Annotated in this window: 16 protein-coding genes; 4 read left to right on the top strand and 12 right to left on the bottom strand. The window is 41.0% G+C overall.

Going from position 1 to position 18105, the window contains the following annotated elements; translation table 11 throughout:
* Nucleotides 1-143 precede the first annotated feature (143 nt).
* The 7 genes from ACPK8D_RS05575 to ACPK8D_RS05545 form a co-directional block, all read right to left on the bottom strand.
* A complete protein-coding gene (locus ACPK8D_RS05575) occupies nt 144-833 on the bottom strand; it encodes a TIGR00153 family protein (protein ID WP_424716858.1) in 690 nt (229 codons plus the stop codon).
* A complete protein-coding gene (locus ACPK8D_RS05570) occupies nt 830-1858 on the bottom strand; it encodes an inorganic phosphate transporter (RefSeq protein ID WP_424716857.1) in 1029 nt (342 codons plus the stop codon). Before ACPK8D_RS05570 ends, ACPK8D_RS05575 begins: the two co-directional genes overlap by 4 nt.
* Before the next feature lie 827 nt (nt 1859-2685).
* Entirely contained in the window at nt 2686-3354 is a 669-nt protein-coding gene (locus ACPK8D_RS05565) for a phosphoribosyltransferase (RefSeq protein ID WP_424716856.1), read from the bottom strand.
* A gap of 51 nt (nt 3355-3405) precedes the next feature.
* The gene (locus tag ACPK8D_RS05560; RefSeq protein WP_424716855.1) at nt 3406-4116 is read right to left on the bottom strand and encodes an SDR family NAD(P)-dependent oxidoreductase; all 711 of its coding nucleotides are present in this window, start codon (nt 4114-4116) and stop codon (nt 3406-3408) included.
* Nucleotides 4117-4320: 204 nt separating this feature from the next.
* Complete coding sequence (locus ACPK8D_RS05555; RefSeq protein WP_424716854.1) at nt 4321-5031, bottom strand: SDR family NAD(P)-dependent oxidoreductase; 711 nt, start codon at nt 5029-5031, stop codon at nt 4321-4323.
* A gap of 411 nt (nt 5032-5442) precedes the next feature.
* Nucleotides 5443-6279 (bottom strand): ABC transporter permease, encoded by an 837-nt coding sequence (locus tag ACPK8D_RS05550; protein WP_424716853.1) that lies wholly within the window; start codon nt 6277-6279, stop codon nt 5443-5445.
* Nucleotides 6280-6281: 2 nt separating this feature from the next.
* Complete coding sequence (locus ACPK8D_RS05545) at nt 6282-7268, bottom strand: ATP-binding cassette domain-containing protein (protein ID WP_424716912.1); 987 nt, start codon at nt 7266-7268, stop codon at nt 6282-6284.
* Nucleotides 7269-7552: 284 nt separating this feature from the next.
* Here ACPK8D_RS05545 and ACPK8D_RS05540 point away from each other — a divergent pair, with 284 nt between their 5' ends.
* On the top strand, nt 7553-7915 hold the full coding sequence (locus ACPK8D_RS05540) for an STAS/SEC14 domain-containing protein (protein WP_424716852.1): 363 nt from the start codon (nt 7553-7555) through the stop codon (nt 7913-7915).
* Between the two features lie 298 nt (nt 7916-8213).
* Here ACPK8D_RS05540 and ACPK8D_RS05535 read toward each other — a convergent pair whose 3' ends face one another.
* Together ACPK8D_RS05535 and ACPK8D_RS05530 are read right to left on the bottom strand one after the other, a co-directional pair.
* The gene (locus ACPK8D_RS05535; RefSeq protein ID WP_424716851.1) at nt 8214-8594 is read right to left on the bottom strand and encodes a hypothetical protein; all 381 of its coding nucleotides are present in this window, start codon (nt 8592-8594) and stop codon (nt 8214-8216) included.
* Nucleotides 8595-8776: 182 nt separating this feature from the next.
* On the bottom strand, nt 8777-9979 hold the full coding sequence (locus tag ACPK8D_RS05530; RefSeq protein WP_424716850.1) for an ATP-grasp domain-containing protein: 1203 nt from the start codon (nt 9977-9979) through the stop codon (nt 8777-8779).
* Between the two features lie 201 nt (nt 9980-10180).
* On the opposite strand from ACPK8D_RS05530, the gene ACPK8D_RS05525 reads away from it, so the two are divergent.
* Nucleotides 10181-12037 (top strand): tetratricopeptide repeat protein, encoded by a 1857-nt coding sequence (locus ACPK8D_RS05525; RefSeq protein ID WP_424716849.1) that lies wholly within the window; start codon nt 10181-10183, stop codon nt 12035-12037.
* Nucleotides 12038-12133: 96 nt separating this feature from the next.
* Nucleotides 12134-12496 (top strand): VOC family protein, encoded by a 363-nt coding sequence (locus ACPK8D_RS05520; protein WP_424716848.1) that lies wholly within the window; start codon nt 12134-12136, stop codon nt 12494-12496.
* 72 nt (nt 12497-12568) lie between these two features.
* Here ACPK8D_RS05520 and ACPK8D_RS05515 read toward each other — a convergent pair whose 3' ends face one another.
* A complete protein-coding gene (locus tag ACPK8D_RS05515; protein WP_424716847.1) occupies nt 12569-13543 on the bottom strand; it encodes an alpha/beta hydrolase fold domain-containing protein in 975 nt (324 codons plus the stop codon).
* A 448-nt stretch (nt 13544-13991) separates the two neighbouring features.
* Here ACPK8D_RS05515 and ACPK8D_RS05510 point away from each other — a divergent pair, with 448 nt between their 5' ends.
* Nucleotides 13992-15005 (top strand): DUF5996 family protein, encoded by a 1014-nt coding sequence (locus ACPK8D_RS05510; RefSeq protein WP_424716845.1) that lies wholly within the window; start codon nt 13992-13994, stop codon nt 15003-15005.
* A 256-nt stretch (nt 15006-15261) separates the two neighbouring features.
* Here ACPK8D_RS05510 and ACPK8D_RS05505 read toward each other — a convergent pair whose 3' ends face one another.
* Both ACPK8D_RS05505 and ACPK8D_RS05500 read right to left on the bottom strand, forming a co-directional pair.
* Nucleotides 15262-16224, bottom strand: a complete 963-nt coding sequence (locus ACPK8D_RS05505; protein ID WP_424716911.1) for a sensor histidine kinase — start codon at nt 16222-16224, stop codon at nt 15262-15264.
* Complete coding sequence (locus ACPK8D_RS05500; RefSeq protein WP_424716844.1) at nt 16170-17696, bottom strand: MEDS domain-containing protein; 1527 nt, start codon at nt 17694-17696, stop codon at nt 16170-16172. The genes ACPK8D_RS05505 and ACPK8D_RS05500 overlap by 55 nt, the downstream gene beginning before the upstream one ends.
* Nucleotides 17697-18105 lie beyond the last annotated feature (409 nt).

Below are 18105 nucleotides of genomic sequence, written 5' to 3'. Positions count from 1 at the left end.
ACAACAGGATTATTCCTGTCTTGATCAAAGCCGGAAAAAAGCATTCAATAAAAAAGAATAAATGATAATTATCTTCTGAGAGTAATCGTTCTGAGCCGTAAAGGTCGGAAAGAAAAATGTTAAAAAAGAGAGTAAGTAAAGACTTATCTTTTGAGAATCATCGTTCTCAGCCGGTCAGCAGAGCTTGCGGACTTATCGGCAACCCCTCCTATCCTTTCGACAAGCCCCATCAGGTGGCAGACACCTGCGCCTCCTATAGCCTCCTCGTTTTCGAAGATCTTCTTTAAGAGGGCTGTTTCAAGCACATCAACATCATGTTCCAGTTTTTCGACCTCAGGGATAATGGTCATTGTTTCTTTGATTTCTTCCTTGCTGAAAGAGGTAGCGAGAAGCTTGTAAAGCTCACCTGCGAGCTCATCGTACAGCCTTGTAGTTTTCAGCGAAGCGCCCATCAGTTCCAGAAAACCGTTTTTTATTTCCTCAGGAAGGGTCTTACAGGGCCGAAGGTTCATCCAGTAGGCTGCGGCCTGTGCAAAGTCGGCAATAGAATCCTGCTGTTTGAGGAATGAAAGAAGGTCCTTTTTGTCCACTGGCAGCTTAACTGAGGAAGGAATGCCTGCCCTTATTTTTTGTTTGAGTTTGTCAGCGTCATGTTCCAATTTGTCAATTTCCTCTGTTCTCTCCTCCAGAACTGCCTGATTTCCTGAACAGTAGGCTTCCATTGCTTCAGCCAGTTTTTCAACTGCAAGTACCCCTTTTTTGGCATGCATTTCCAGAGGGATAAAGGGAGATTCAGCGACCACGTCAAAGACGGAACGAATGTAGTCTTTCATAAAAACATCACCTCGAGCCCTACAAAGATCAGTGCCGATGTTAGGGCGGCTATAGGAACTGTTGCTATCCAGGAAGAAATAATCCTCCAGATCACGCTGAGGTTAACCGCCGCAATCCCGCCTGCAAGCCCTACACCTATAACCGAACCGACAAGCGTGTGAGTTGTCGAAATCGGAAGGGAGCTGTAACTGTGAAGCAGAACCACTGAGGCTGTTGCAAACTGTGCGGAAAAGCCACGTGTAGGTGTAAGTTCCGTGATCTTCGAACCGATGGTTTCAACCACTTTGTAACCCCAGGTAGCCATTCCAATCACCATGCCGAGGCCTCCCATTACAAGTACCCAAATCGGGACCCCGGTTCCTGTTACTCCTATAACCCTGAGTGCCGCACAGAGAGGGCCAACAGCATTTGCCACATCGTTTGACCCGTGTGCAAATGCGATATAACACGCAGTTAGGAGCTGTAAGGATATGAATTTTCTCTCAACGAGAGGCAAGTCTATAGCCCTGTGAAGGTAGATCTTTCTTATCATAGAAAAGGTCAGATAAGCGAAAACAGCCCCAAGAGCCGGAGATATAAACCAGCTGGCAACAATTTTCGTAAGTTCCCCCCAGTGAATGTCTGTAAAAGAGATAGTCCCGTTGTAAACTGCAACCAGCCCAAAGCCGAGCACTGAACCGACAATGGAATGGCTGGTTGAAACGGGAAGGTTGTAAAAGGTTGTAAGGGTTACCCAGAAGCCGGCTGCAAGAATTGCAGCCAGCATCCCAACAGCCACAATATCCGGGTGGATTTCGCCAATAATCTCAATGGGAACGATCCCATTCGCAATTGTCTCGGTAACCCGTTTCCCAAAAATCACCGCACCTAAGAATTCAAACACGGTAGCAATAACGATTACCTGCTTGATTGATAAGGCACCTGTTCCAACTGAAGTCCCCATAGCATTTGCGAGGTCGTTTGCCCCGATATTCCAGGCCATATAAAGGCCCGCTAAAATAAGCGCTATGACAAGTAAATCCATTTTTTCTTACTCCACAAATTTCAAACTTCAAAATTGTTATAATTACTATAAAATTCAAGTTTTCAATTTTAGTAGTGAATCGAGGTGTAATCTCTGAATATTCCTTGAAATTCAGAACCTGTATGGTATTCCAGACAATTTCATTATATTTTATAGTTTCCATATATTTTGGGGCACTCTATATAATCTATAGATCTATATATGCCTATTTTTGGTATATTTATATTCTTTACCTCCAGTTTAGGAGCTTCAAAGCTCTCTTATGAAGATAAAGAGGACAACCTCTAGAAGAACAAAGCTTTTCCGTTCTTGAAAATAACGGAAAGTTTTTATCCTGATGTGCCTTTCCGCAATTTAAAATCAACTGTCGAAATGAGAGCTTCCAGGGCAAAAGGAATGCTGGATGCCCGGAGAATATATTTTAAATGCTTGCCATTCGTTTTTTCCGAGTCCTTGATATTTGTGCCTTCGACCTGGTTTTTTGAAAAAAGAAAATTTGATATAAATTTTTAATGAAGGAATTTTGATAAGAAGCTTCTGGTAAACAGGTCTCTGATAAATAGGTTTTTTCAGAGGTAAGGTTTGGTAAAGGAAATTTTATAAGAGATTTAAAATTCGGCTGCAGTATTTTTTTCTCAAAAAAATAGAAAAATTAATATAAGAATGTTAACTGCAACAGAGTTAAATTTTCAAAGTAGCGCTCCTGTATACAGTTTTTCAGGTCTATTTTACAGGGATAACATAGGAAGATTTGTAGAGGAAGGTTTATAGAGAAAGATTTGTAGAGGAAGATTTATAGAGAAAGATTTCTGGATGAAGAGATTTTTTCAGGCTTCGAGCCCCTGAAATTCATTATCATTCTTTTCTTTTTGCCTGATCCTTTCTCTGAGCAGATCGAGCACCTCTTCGTCCGAAACATCGTACCATCTCTCGTAAGCCTGAGCAACAGCCCTGAAATATGCAGGAATTTCAAGCACTAAGAGCTCATCTACCTTTTCCTGAATCTCCTCTGCGACTTCTCTTCCTGCTACAGGTACTGCAACGACTATTTTTCCGGCTTTCCTGTTTTTGCAAAGCTCGATAGCTGCCCGCATTGTAGAGCCCATTGCAATGCCGTCATCAGTGAGAATTACGGTCCTTCCCGCAATCTCGGGCAGGGGATTCCCTCCTCTGAGGGCTTTTATGCGCCTTTCAATCTCGGCAATCTGTTCATGTTTGATCCGCTCAATGGTTTCCCCTGCAAGCCAGTAGTGTGCATTTTCTAAAATGAATGTGCTCCCGTTCTCGGCTATTGCCCCAAATCCGGCTTCAGGGTTGTCCGGGAAAGGCAACTTCCTTACAATAATCAGGGAAAAATCGGCATTAAGCTTCGCTGCAACCTGCAGACCGACTTCCACCCCCCCGCGCGGGATAGCAAGAATTACAGGATTTTCTATCCTGTATTTTTCAAGAGCTTCTGCAAGCTTTTCCCCTGCATCTTTACGGTTTTTGAACATAATTCCACCCTGGTTCACAAATTGCTCCTTTTCTTCATACAAACATCAAAATCAAACTATCCTCATAGGCCGCCTGTAAATCTCGACTGAAGAGCCCGAAGGAAGAGTTGTTTCAGGCAAACAAAGTTCCAGAACTTTCTTTGCAACATCTTCGGGTTTGAGAACAGGCTCATCGGTATGTAGCGAGCGATACATTCCGGTATCCACGCTTGCAGGGCAGACCGCATATACCTGAAGCCCACCCCCGGTTTCATAAGCAACGGATTCGGTAAAACCGATAACTGCAAATTTTGAGGCGCAGTATATTGATAGTTTGGGTATGCCGCGCTTTCCTGCCCCTGAAGATATATTTACGATTTTGCCTTCTCCTCTTTTAAGCAGATGGGGAAGGGCGTACTTTGTGCAGAAAAACATCCCCTTTACGTTTGTATCCATAATCTCATCATATTCTTCGGTTGAAGTCTCCACAAGATATTTTCTATATGCTACTCCTGCGTTGTTTACGAGGATGTCAATTCTTCCAAAGGCATCCATCGCCTTTGAAACCATATCAATGACCTCCTCTTCTTTTCTAATGTCAGTCTTTACAGCAAGAGCCTTTCCACCTTGCTTTTCCACCAGCCTGGCAGTTTCTCGAATTTCTTTTTCGGTTCTTGCGACAATTATAATATCGGCTCCCTCTCCTGCCAGTGACAGGCAAATAGCCCTGCCAATTCCTCTTCCCCCACCGGTTACAATGGCTGTCTGACCTTTCAATTTCATAGCTGTCACTTTACAGTCACTTTATTAGTTATCGGGCAGAACAAGGATATATTTTTGGAAGCAATATTTCTGAACTGAATAAGAGCTGCCCCTCTATTAAAGAGAAAAAGAACAATTCCGGAAAAAGAATGCTAATACGACCTGGCAAAAAGATACTGTAAGTCCGCCAGAATTGCCGGATATCTGCCCTTTGATTTTTAATCATTAAAGCTGAGGGACTGGAGGGGACTGAATCTCGATTATCTTACCTGATGTAACTCTTGAATCAGGCGAGGCAAGTTCCAGAACCTTTTCCGCAATATGCTCGGGTTTGAGTGGGGGCTTGTCTGCATAGATTGACCTGTACATCTCCGTATCCACAGCGCCAGGACAGACTGCATAGACCTTTATTTCTCCTTCCAGCTCGGCGGCAATGGATTCCGTTAAGCCGTTTACCCCGAATTTTGAGGCACAGTATACGGAAAAATCCGGAAGCCCATGTAATCCTCCTATTGAGGATATATTGATGATTTTTCCATTTTTACTCTCTCTAATGTATGGAATCGCATATTTCGTGCAGAGAAAGACTCCTTTTAAGTTGGTATCGATAATTTTATCGTACTCTTCCAGGGTGGTCTCCTCCAGCCTTTTCTTGTAGGCCACTCCCGCATTATTGATAAGAATGTCAAGCTTGCCGCATTTATCAATTGTCATTGAGATCAGGCGTCTTACATCCTCTTCACTCTGCACGTCAGCCCGGACAGCGAGAGCTTTACTGCCCATTGCTTTTAATTTGTCTATAGTCTCTTTGATTTCACTTTCATTTCGTGCTGCAATGATGACGTTTGCTCCCTCTTTTGCCAGAGCAAGGCAGATAGCTCTTCCTATCCCTTTGCTTCCCCCGGTTACAAGAGCTGTTTGACCTGCTAAACTCATTGCTACCCCTTTTATGCGTTTATTGCTTATTTTTCTTTTATCTTTTTACTATTATCTAATTATTTTTTTATTTAATCAAAGATAAAACGGGTAAAGTGATATATTTTTTGAAATTAAGTTTCTGAAAAGAGGTTCTTTAAATGAGGCGAGCCCTTCGATACCCTCAACGCTGCTGGCTGTCAACTGTTTATTCAAGATACTGACAGTCAATATCACAGTATTTCCAGCCCTCGCCTCTGGCTGGGAAGATCGAATTACCGGATTACCGGATGTACGGTCTCTCCAAAGTACTTTGCTGCGTGCGTGTTGCCTGTTTTTTGTCTGGTTACAGTAAGCCCGTATGTCAGCAGGTCAGGCCGATTATTTTCCACAGTTCTGAATATGGCCGTTTACTGAGTTTTGAATGTGTGGTCATGTAACTGTAACCTTGGTAAACCTCCATCTTGCAATAAGAAACATTATTCCCGCAAAAACCAGCAGAGACAGGAAGGAAACAAGAACCTCTCCCTGAGTGTAAGTATAACGGAGCCCTATTGACGAGAAATCGCTCCCTATTGCAAAGTACCTTATTCCGCTGACAAGATGCGTGAGTGGATTGATCGTGGACAGGGCCCGGAGCAAGGGAGGAAAAGAGTTCACAGGATAAAGAGCGTTACTCGTGAAAAAAAAAGGCATGGTAAGCAGGGTTATTACGGCCTGCATTCCTTCCGGGCTTTCCATTGTTATTGCTATTGCAGCTGAAAGGAAAAGAAACCCGAGAGAAAATGCCCCTATAAAAAGCATGATCCCAAACAGCGAGAAAAAAAGCTGTGCAGGAGTATAGCCTTCAAAAAACTGGACTCCAAGCAGAAGCCCGAAGCCCATTATAATAGTAGCCTGGATAAAGGACTTTGTCATGGCTGAAAGCCCTATCCCTATGATTATATGAATTCTCGGAAGAGGACTTGAAAGGGTCTCCCGCATAAGCCCCCAGTTTTTGTCAAAAAGCAGCACTGTTCCCCCGAAAAGGCTCGTAAAAAGTGTGGTCATGGCAATAACACCTGCGCCTATGAAGGTCAGGTAACCCACAGTCCTGACCCCCGGGACGGCTGGCAGGGTTGCAGTCAGTCTTTCAAAGTTGTTTGACATTGCAATTCCGAAAAAGGCCAGCCAGAGAGCAGGCTGGACAAGTGAAGCAAACAGGAGAGTCCTGAACCGGACAAATCTCAACATGTCCCGCCAGTAGATAGTAAGAAAACCCGTGTGCATCTCTAGCGCCCTCCCGCCCTCAGGGATACCGTCGAACCCTTTTCGGTGCCTGTATCCCGCAATTCCTTGCCTGTATAGTGGACAAAAACATCGTCCATTGACGGCTTTTTAAGGTTTACGGCCCTTATCCTGATCCCTCCGCTTCGAAGTTTATCTATCAACTCAGGCAGCAGGTAAGTACCGTCCACATTGACCATGATAATTATCCCTTTTGATTTTTCCCGTACTCCTTTTACATTCTCGAGCTTCTTCAGCAGGTCCGAGGCTGTCCAGTTATCGCTGGTTTCCAGGTATATAAGATCCTCGCCAAGCGCATTTTTCAACTCCCAGGGCTGGCCCGTGACAACAATTTTCCCATGATCTATAATGCTTATCCTGTCGCTGAGCTGGTCGGCTTCGTCCATATAATGGGTTGTCAGGAAAATGGTTGTGCCCTGCCGGTTTATGTCTCTTACATAATCCCAGATCCTTATCCTTGTCTGGGGGTCAAGCCCGATTGTAGGCTCGTCCATGAAAAGCACTTTCGGCCGGGTCATAAGCCCCCGTGCAATCTCAAGCCTGCGCTTCATCCCGCCGCTGAGATGCCTTGTCAGGGTATCCCGCTTTCCTTCGAGCTCAACCAGGCCGAGCAGTTCATCAATCCGCGCCTGCCTTGCAGCTTTTGGCATGGAATAGAGCCTCCCGTGATATTCCAGTATCTCTCTCACAGTCATATCCCTGTCAAGAGTCAGCTCCTGAAAAACAATTCCTATGGACTCCCTGACCCTTTCAGGCTCTTTTTTCAAATCATAGCCTGCAATTTTCACGTTCCCCTTCTGTACGGGCAGGAGGGTAGTAAGGATATTAATTACAGTACTTTTCCCGGCCCCGTTCGGCCCCAGGAAAGAAAAAATTTCCCCCTTTTTTACCGTAAAACTGATGTTATCGACCGCTTTTATCTCGCCGAAAAAATATTCAAGGTCATTTACCTCTATGATATCGTCTTCCAGAGCCAGTACCCCATTTTACCCGATTTACCTTTTCCTCAGGAAAGATTGAACCTCCAGTGATAAATAGATTTTTTGCTTCCGTGAATCCTGTACTGGTTCGAGTCAATATTTATATTCGTTTAAAATAATAATTCAAAACCAGAATTTTGATGGCATAAGGCTACGAAAGTCCTATTGAACTGCTTATCGGCAGCGGTTTACAGGAGAAGCCAGTGAATATCTGGTGGGGCAATAAAGTTATTGTATATTAAAAGGGAACATTGTATGTTAAAAGGGGGAATTAAATGATAGAGATTATACAGGGTTTGCCGGAAAACGTCGTAGCAGTCAGTGTAAGCGGAGAGGTAACCGGAGAAGACTACAACAATGTGTTAATTCCTGCGATTGAAGACAAAATACTAAAGTACGGGAAGATTCGTATACTTTATCACCTGGACAAGGACCTAGAGTGGTTTACCCTGAACGCCATACTGGAGGATGTTAAGGTTGGCATTAGGAACCTTAATGCATTTGAAAGGATCGCAGTTGTTTCAGATGTGGACTGGATGAATAGTGCCGTTGAAATGTTTAAGTTTATTGTTCCCTTTCCGGTGAAGACTTATAAGAACGAAGAAATTCCTGACGCAAAAGCCTGGATCAGCGAATGAACTTCCTACTATCCAATTTACTTCCTGCTATCTATTCTTCCATTCGTTCGATGAATTGCAGTTAATCATCTATTTTTTTCGGTAGCCTGTCCAGATTCAGAATTGAAAATGTAACTAACCTGAGGGAGAGATAAAATATTAAAAAACATAGAAAGCTTCTCACGACTTTTGGGTCGTTCCCATTGTTTCCTCTTCACTGCGGGATATAAGCATCTTATATTATTGAGGAACTAATTATTGAGGAACTAATTATTGAGGAATATTTCACTTTTTCAGTTTAATTTGTTAACTTTTGCTTTTATCCTCCCAAAGTCTCCTTTATATTCGTCAAGTTTTCACTTATTCTCATTAAGTTTCCCCTAATATCTGTCAAATTCTCTTTAATACCTGTTAAGTTCTCATTTACATCCGTTAAGTTCTCGTTCATTCCTTCAACCAGGTTAGTTAAATTCTCCTTTTTATCTGTTAAGTTTTCTTTTGCATCTGTTAAATTTTCTTTCATATTTGTTAAATTTTCCTTTCTACCTGTTAAACTCTCGTTTATTTCTTGAGCTCTACTCGTTATGCTTTCTTTTTCAGCTGTTAAATTTTCTTTTATATTTTCTAAATTCCCGGTTCCGTTTCCCAGGGCATTTTGAAAGTAACCGGAAGAATACAGCATTAGTGAAACAAGCATCAATGTAATAAACAGGAAGCTAAAGAGCTTTATTTTCCTGATAATCTCACCCTCCCTTTAATGATCTTATTTATGAGAATATATCCCAATTATATATCCCGGCGGTCATATAATTTGCTTCGACCTGCTGTAGTTTTTTGCAAAATTTCATAAAATCTTACTTAAAGAGTCTCATGACTTTCATATCAGTCTTTGAGCACCAGAACGGTTTGAGCTATTTCCTTAAAAGTGATATACTCCCTTAAGTCCGACTTCAGGATCCTTTCGATTTCTTGCCAGCCGCTGTCTCTCGTTTCGGTAAACATGTACCCGAAGAAACCGAACTTTTCGTGATTTACTTTCCTGAGTTCCAGCGGCTTTTCGAAATCCAGGAGCAGTTTTTCGTAATCAAAAGCCCTTACGGTTTTTGGATCAATTTCTGCAGGCCTGTCCAGTATCACCAGGCAGAAGTTCTTTCCTTCCAGACCTGCAAGGATCTTGTCCCATTCCGGTTCAAGCTGCTCCAGAAAATACCTGTAAGTATTAATCCCATACGCGAAATGTGCGATATCAGTCGCGCACCAGCCGGCAAAGCGCATTGGGTTCAGTTCTATCGGCTGGACTCGCCTGTCTTCCCCAATCCGCAGTTCCAGATGAAGCGGGAAATTTCTGAGCCCGACCAGCTTTCCGATTTCCTTTAAAAGATCTTCGACGGCTTCCCTATATGTTTCCATAACCGTTTTCGAAGTAAAATATACCCTGTCGCCGACATCATTTTCCGAAGAAAAGATATGTTTGAAAATATTGAGGACTACCGGCTTTCCTTTGCTATTGAAGTAAGCGTCAACCGCAAACTCTTCCCCCTCGATATTTCCCTCAATAATGAAATTCTTCACATCCAGCACCTGTGCCGGATAAAGCTCCCGAATCTCCTCAACCTCAGCCTTTATGCGCTTCAGGACCGAGTCCCATTCAGCATCCGTGGAAACCTTATGTACCCCGAGGCTGAAAAATCCCACCGCAGGCTTAATGATAAATGGTTTTTGAATTTCCTCAACGCGGAGCTCATCCAGATCCTCAAATTTAATACCCTTGAAATATAATTCGGGGTAGAGCCTTTCCAGCAGCTCCCTGAACTTAACTTTATTCTTAAAAAGTTCGATTTTCTCAGGCAGGCCGGTAAAGCCCAGATTTTCTGAAATCCAGCCAATTGAATTTTCGGAATTGGAATAGAGAGTACATTCACCCTTTTCTTTTATATATTCGATGAACTCAGCTTCCTCAAGAAGATTCAGTCTTATTTCAGTATTCAATCCGGCTGCCATGTGGTTTTTTAAAACAGGAATCTGTAACTCGGCGGCAGTATTTTTTAAAAATTCGGAGACGTAGGGGTGGTCGAGGATTATCATTTTTCTAACCTTTTACTTCTGTGACTAGGCTTTTTCACTTATTCAAGCGTTATGGTCGATTTGATAGCATATAAATTTATATTTGTGTTTTTAAACTTTTTATTTAATTTAAATAAGTTTTTATATTAGACTGTGATTTTAATTATATATGAGCTGCCCAATTACGACGATTTGCTAGTCCTTACACAAAAGGAGACCTTTATGGATATTAAAGAGCTGATTAAGACAGGTAAGGATTTACGAGATAAGAGAAAACATGATGAGGCTTTAATAAGTTATGAGAGCGCTCTAGAAATATGTCCTAACTATGTTCCTGCATTGATTGGTAAAGGCCTTGCACTGCGGGGTTTAAAAAGATATGATGAAGCTATCATAGCACTTGATAAAGCTATTGACGTTAACCCTAAGTCGGCTAAAGCGTGGAATCTTAAAGGATACATACTTCGCACTCTAGAAAGATATGAGGAAGCTTTAAAGGCTTTTGAGATCTCAATTGATATTTATTCAGAATCTAGTATTGATATAGAAGCTTCTTATTCGTGGAATGGCAAGGGGCTTGTACTTCGTAATCTAGGAAGATATGAAGAAGCTTTAAAGGCTTTCGAAAAATCCATTAGTATTAATCCAGAAAATGCCTTCTCTTGGAATGGCAAAGGTCTTATTTATCTAAGCCTCGAAAAATACAATGAGGCTATTAAAGCCTATGATACTACACTATTTAAAAAAAATCCAACAGACATAGAAGCCATTTTTGCATGGAACGGTAAAGGCATCGCTCTTGCGAATTTGAATAGATATCGCGAAGCTATGGAAGCTTTTGAAAAATCCATCTATTTAAATCCTAAACAAGGCTTTCCTTGGAATGGTAAAGGTTTAATTCTCATGGGCTTTAATCAATTTGACAAAGCTATGAAATCATTTAAAAGCTCTATCTATTATGATCCTAGCTTTATTCCTTCATATAACAGTTTGACAATGCTTTATTTGGAAATTGGCAATTTAAAAGGAGCTAATTCTGTATCAGATGACGCTTTTATTAAGGAACCAAACAACTGTTCTACATTATTCCTAAAAGGTAAAATCGAATTTGAAAAACTGAATTATGATAATGCTATATATTATTTTAAAGAAGCAATCTCACAGAATCCTGGAGATCCATTAATTCTGTTATGGGAGGTTTATGCAAAATATCTTAAAGCCGAAATTAATTTTGGCCCTACTGATAAAAAATATCAGAATATAATTCTTTCATGTACAAGAGAACTCGAAAAAGTAAACGTTCTTAGCTCTTCAAATAATGAAACTGAACACTTATTTTCAACTAAAAAAGGAGTGGAGACAGTTGAAGGGATTTTTAGCAAAATTCGATACTTTCCTTATAATTTTAAACGTGGCTCAAGCATTTCAATTGGAATGCTGGCAAACACAACTAATGCCCTCCTTAAATACAACAATAGGAGGATAGAAGCGAATATAAACTATTTTCTGGGTTGTTGTTATTATAAACTCAATGATTATGTTTCAGCAAAGGATAAATTCATTAACTGTATAAAGTTAAATTCTGAACCGGAAATAACTAACTATGCTAAACAGTTAACTGATTACCTTTGGGATTACAAAATAAATACGCCAGTATGTAAATGGTGGCTAGATTCACCTCTTCATCGCTTAAGAAGAAGAGTTACTTTTTCACTTCTTTTATCTGCAATCTTTGGGTTATTGTTACCAGAGCCTTCATATTTACTTGTTTTATTTTTATATAACTATACGTCAAAGATCTTATTACCCTTTCCATCAATTTATGAAGACCTTAATTCTTTTTTGTTATTTTTATTCCTTCCTTTTTTATCTTTGTTTTCGTTTGTTAACTGGACGAGCAATACAACACAGTACGCACTCTTAATTTTATTGCTCTTTTTTTTCTTAATTTATCCATGCCTTAAAAGTTTAAAGGGTAGCGAAGTAGAGATTGAGATGCAATCTCCACAGCCTCTTGAATTAACTCTAGGATTAATAGAAAAGAATCTTAAAGAACTCGAAAAATATCTAAAATTGTAAGCTCAGTAACTGGAAGTTTAATTTAATAAAATAGATGTAATAATCACTGCGTATAAAGTATATCATCATACTCCTCTTACAATTTGGAGCAATAACATGAAAGTCCTTCAAACACTCTCCCGTCTCTATATAAACGATCTTAACTCAGCCCTCGCATTCTACGAAGAACTCTTAGGCACACCCGCAGCCATGCGCTTTGAAATTCCGCAAATCGACCTGGAACTGGCTCAAATAGGATCTATTTTGCTCATCGCCGGCCCGGATGAAGTTCTGAAACCTTTCAGAAGCACGCAGGCTACCTTTCTTGCCGATTCTCTCGATGAATTCGGGGCTTATCTGGAAGAAAAGGGCGCAGAAATTCTCAGGGGGCCGGATAAGGTCCCGACCGGCAGGAACATGACAGTAAGGCATCCCGACGGGTCGGTAATAGAATACGTGGAGCACTTAAAAGTAGAATGAAGGAATTACAGTATCAGGGCTCAATCCGTTCCCTGTTCTCAGTTTTTTCCTATTAGTTGTAGGAATGCTACTTCAGTTCTTCATATGTTTATCCAGAAATGCGAACACTCTATCCATGTTTCTGGCATTTTCGAATTTTCTTCCGCCGTGACCTGCTCTTTCAAACAGGATAAGGGTTACTTTGTCCTCGCCTGCTTTTTCTGCGATTGCATTTGCAAGATCAACGGATTGCTGAGCTGGAACAACAGGGTCTAACGTGCCGTGCTGGATCAGGAAGGGCGGGCAATCTGAGGTTATATAGGTTGCAGGATCGGCCTGTTTGCACAGGTCCGGGACCTTTAAAATATTTTGTCCGAAATATTTTGATCCGAAAGAGTCGTCTGTACTGTGGACCTGGACACTCTCTACTTTTTTGTTAATACCGCTTTCCCTGTTCTGTTCGTCCATAACAGAGAAATTTGCAGGCCCGAACCAGTCAACGACTGCTGTAACGTTATCCGAAACGTTTGCATTGCCTAGAGCCGTATCATAGCAATTGTTCGTACCGCCTGTCGTACCTGCAAGAGAAGCAAGGTTTCCGCCGGCTGAAGCGCCCCACAGGGCAATCTTATCAGGATTCAGGTTATACTGGGCGGCATTGATTTTAATAAAGCGGATAGCTGCTTTTACATCGTTTATTGCTGCCGGGAACGTAGCCTCATCGCTTAAACGGTAGTCAACAGCTACTACTGCATAACCGCGGTCCAGGCCCTTAAGCATAATTGTAAGGTCTTTGTCATTTTTGCTGCCCGCAAAAAACCCACCGCTGTGAATTGCTATAACTACTGGGAAAGGACCTTTTCCTTCGTCTGGCAGATAGATATCAAGTTTTTGTGTCTCGGATTTTGTAGCATAAGCAATATCAGTGAACTTGTTTTTAATGTTTGATGTATCCGTAATGTAGCTGTCGGGATTATTTGATGGCGCTGATAAGCAACCTGCAAATGCAGATCCCGCAAATCCCACCAGCAAAAACAGTGACAATAACTTTTTTAACTTTTTGTCCATTCCCTCTCTCCTAATGACATCTTTATAATTTACAACCTGTGGTTTTGAACGAGGTACATTTCCATATCTTTACTTCATCACCTTATTTTATTAAGATACATGCGGAAAATAAGTTAAATAAAATTAAATTTTTTACTCGGGCGGGAAATATTTTAAACTTATAAATTGAAAGGGATTTACGGTTTATACTATAACTCATATAAATCCTGATAACATCATATAATTCTGACAATCCTGATAAGCCATATAATTCTGTAACCCTGATAAACCATATAATTCTGTAATCCTGATAAACCATATAATTCTGACAAAAATCATATAAATCGGATAACGATTATCAGTAGATTTTACTGTCATCGACACTGCATTGATTTGGATATTGTCATTGGTACCGTTATTGATATTGTCTTTGATTTAATGATCTGGGAGTTTTCTGGAGGGGGTAATCATGGTAAGTACTAGCTTTACGAGGGACGTTCAGTTTCCGCCTTTGCCGCTTGAAGAATGGGAAGATACGAAGAATACGCTGCACCTGTTCCTGCAAATCGAGGGGAAGGTCAGGCTTGCACTGTTTCCGAAAATGAATCACTGGTGGCATGTCCCGTTTTATGTTTCCGTGCGCGGGCTCACTACAGGGCCTATTCCTTACGAGGACATGACTTTCGAGATAGAATTTAATTTCCGGGATGAAGAGCATGTTTTAGGAATTGAGACAAGCGAAGGGGACTCGAAAACCGTACCTTTAAAGGGGTTGTCTGTTGCCGGTTTCTATGACAAGGTATTTTCAAGCCTGGGCGAGTTAGGGATCGTGGCGGGCATCAGGCCGGTGCCGTATGATATACCCTGGGTGAGTACCGAACCTTTTCCGTCCGATTACCAGCATGCGTCTTATGATGAAGAATATGTAAACCGGTTCTGGAGAATCCTTGTGCAGGTCTCTTCCGTCTTTCAGGTTTTCAGGGGCTGGTTTATGGGAAAAAGCTCGCCTGTACACTTTTTCTGGCACCACGCCGACCTGGCCCTCACGCTGTTTTCAGGCAGGCCTGTGCCTGTCAGGGAAGGGGCAAACCCTGTAGAACTTGAAGCTTCCTCGCATGAAATGATCAGCTTCGGGTTCTGGGCAGGAGACCAGAGCATAAGGGAACCGGCTTTTTATGCGTACATGTACCCACAGCCTGCGGGTTTCATGAATGAGCCGTTAAGCCCGAAAGAAGCTTTCTGGAGCCATCAGGCCGGGCTTGCGCTTCTAAGATATGAAGATGTCCGGAACGCAGCCGATTCGCCGGAAAAAGCGATTCTGGATTTTCTTGAGAGCGTGTATCAGGCAGGAGCAAAAAGGGCAAACTGGGATATTGAGGCTTTCAGGCTTCCGTCATCCGAAAAGCAACTTAGGGAGCAAGCTCAAAAGCAGCATAAAGAGCAGGCGGATATACTGGAAAAGCTGGAAAGGCCTGACGCCTGAATTCAAAATTAGAAGGGCCTGATTAGAAGGCTTTCCAAGCTTTTTCGTCTGTTGCTTCCTTCAGCCTTTTCCCTTAACTCTTTCTTTAGTTTCCTCCTTCCTTTAGTTTCTTCCTTCTACTGATTTTTGTTAAAGAAAGACCCAATTCCAAAAATCGCCGTAAAAAAAGTGGCAAAAGCCTGGAAGTTAAGAATATTATGCTGGAACGACTCTTGAAACGGTTATTATCCTTACTTCGGTTATTACCTTACTTCTTTTACGCTGCTGTAAACCTTATAGTGAATTCCGTCCCATTGCCTCTGTTCAGTTCAAGTTCTCCTTCTAGCTGATCTACAAGGGTGGTTACAAGTTGCATACCAAGACTGCCAGGATTTTCCAGATCAAAACTTTCAGGAACACCTATCCCATTATCTGAAACTTTCAAAATAAAATTTATGCCCTTTAAACCTTCATTATTATTTCCTGCTTTATTGTCTTTATTTTTTTGGGACTTTTCTCTACAAAGTTTTATTCTAATTGTACCATTATCTCTGCCGGCAAATGCGTATTTAAGAGAGTTTGAAACAAGCTCGTTGACTATTATGCCTAATGGAACTGCAGTATCCATGTTAAAGAATATATTTTCTTCCAGGTCCAGATTCAATCTCGTGTCGACATTTCCAAGTCTGTATGTCCTGAAAAGGCTCTCACCGAGTTCTTCAACATATGACGAAAAGTTCAGTGTATCAAGCCCTCCGCTTTTGTATAATTCCTCATGGATAAGAGCCATGGATATCACTCTGTCCTGACTCTCCCTGAAGGCTTCAAGGATTTCTGAATCCTCAATACATTTTCTGTTGTTGAACTTTTCAGCCTGTAGATCCAGCAGAGAGGAAATTACTTGAAGGTTATTCTTAATGCGGTGATGAATTTCCTTTTTGCGGGCAGTATCTATATTCGCAAGAAACTTTTCGGTCTCTTTTCTATCGGTCACATCATAAATCGTACCCTGATAGAATTCCGCCTTTCCATTCTCTCCCTGAATTTTCTGGATAATTTCATTAACACATCGGATCCTTCCATTCCTGTGCTTTATACGAAATTCAATGTCTCCATAACCGGCAAATGGAGAATTTCGAATCTTTTCCTCTTCTTTGAGAATGAAAGTCAGGTCATCCGGATGGATTATGTCTTTCCATTTAATCCGGAACATAAAATCCTCTTCGTTATACCCGGTGATCTCTTCAACAGCACCATGCAGAAATACCGGAACAAAGTTTTCATCTGCCTGGAAAGCAATCCCATGAAAATTCTGTATGAAAGAGGGTATTTCCTCTCACTTTCCTTAAGGTGAATTTCTGCAATTTTGGCACTTGTAATATCTTTCAGTACTCCTATAGCCCCATAAGGCTGACCCTCATGATCCGTAAGGCAGACCCCGGAGTTTTCTATATAAATGCAGGTTCCGTCTTTTTTTCTCAACCTTAATTCTTCCTTAAATCTGCCTTCAGTCATTCTCACATCCTGGGATTTTTCGTCCAGATGATTAATATCTGCGCGATGGATATTCTTGATCCAGAAGTCTTTGCCAAACTTCTTTAATTCTTCAAAACTATATCCCGTAACTTCTTCTATGGCACCTGCCCAGCTACCCTTATCTGTTCTTGAATCATAGTCATATACTACTTGTCCTGTCCTCTCTGTGACAATCCTGTATCTTTCCTCGCTTTTTCGAAGTTCGTTTTCTGCTTTTTTACTTTTGGTTATATCTCTGGCAATAATTGAGATAGCGGTCAGCTCTCCGGATGCATCATAAACAGGAGAAAGAGTTAGTGATACATTTATTCTCGTACCATCCTTTCTTAACCGTAAAGTCTCGTAATTGTGGATTTTATCTCCCTGTTTAACCAGTTCAGCCAGTTCTTCTGTTTCTTCAACCAATATGGATGGCTCCAGGATGGATATTGGCTCTCCCAGAACTTCTCGAGCTGAATAACCATAAATTTGCTCTGCACCTTTATTCCAGCTAGTAATGGTGCCATCAAGGGATTTGGTAATAATGGCATCGTTTGAATATTCCACGATACTTGCTAAATACAGTCTGTTTTCTTCTGCCATTTTACGCTTGGAACTTTCTATCTGTTCCCATTTCCCTTCCCTTTTGATCAAAGCAAATCGATGATTTGCGATCACATCAATGATTCCAACTGAGCTGCAGTTGTCGAGAGAATAGGCGCATAGAGCTATTATCCGGTAGTTTTCGATTATCCTGTCTATTTCTTCCTCATAATTAGCGAAAACGTTCCAATTTTTATTTTTCACCCAGAAAGTGCACTCTGTTAACCTCATACCGTCATAGCCATTTGCCAGAGCTTTATTGAATTTTTCAACCAGGCCATTTAAAACTCTCTCGGAATCGAAATTATTCTCCTTAAAATACCAGTGCGTGTAAGGAATTAATTCTATTTGCCCATTCTCCAGATAAGTATCAAAATCAGGAATAGCCCTTCTCAGGGCTCCTTTTGTCTCTTCTACTTCCAGGGGTTTTGATGTAATCCATATGCAAAATTCGTTGTTTTCCAGCCCGGCCTTGAAATAGGGGATAATTATGTCCATCAAATCTTCTGGTGTTTGATAGAATTGGCAGAAGTGCGTTCCCCATGGTATATCCCCAATCATATTAATACCAGACTTTCTCAGTTTTTCATTCATTCAACACCCCTCCTACTTTAAGGCTGCAAAAGCAAAAATTTCGTTGTCACATAGTACGTGGCCCTGCATTCCACGCTTCATAATTTTGTTTCTTTTATATTTTGAGTATTAGAATTCAGTTACTGAAAACCATATGCATAAGAATCACTCTACTTTTTACCATACCAGCGGAGTACTCATTTTTCCAGGTTTGGTTTGTGACTTACCCCATTAATTCTGTTTTGTATGCATAATTCTCACAACAAAAATCGACACTTCATGAAATTAACAAGATGAATTTAGTTCATGTTTAAAAGTGTATTCGTATATTTACTTTAATATGACAGTTAAATTATATTGTATTGTACGATGTTATACTATATTATATTAATATCATATAACGTAAAAAATTAAAATTGTTTTCTTGAAT

Origin of the sequence: Methanosarcina sp. (assembly GCF_049706645.1) — an archaeon.
Classification (GTDB): Archaea; Halobacteriota; Methanosarcinia; order Methanosarcinales; family Methanosarcinaceae; genus Methanosarcina.
The sequence above is the reverse complement of the archived record's forward strand: the minus strand, read 5'-3'. Positions and strand labels throughout refer to the sequence as shown.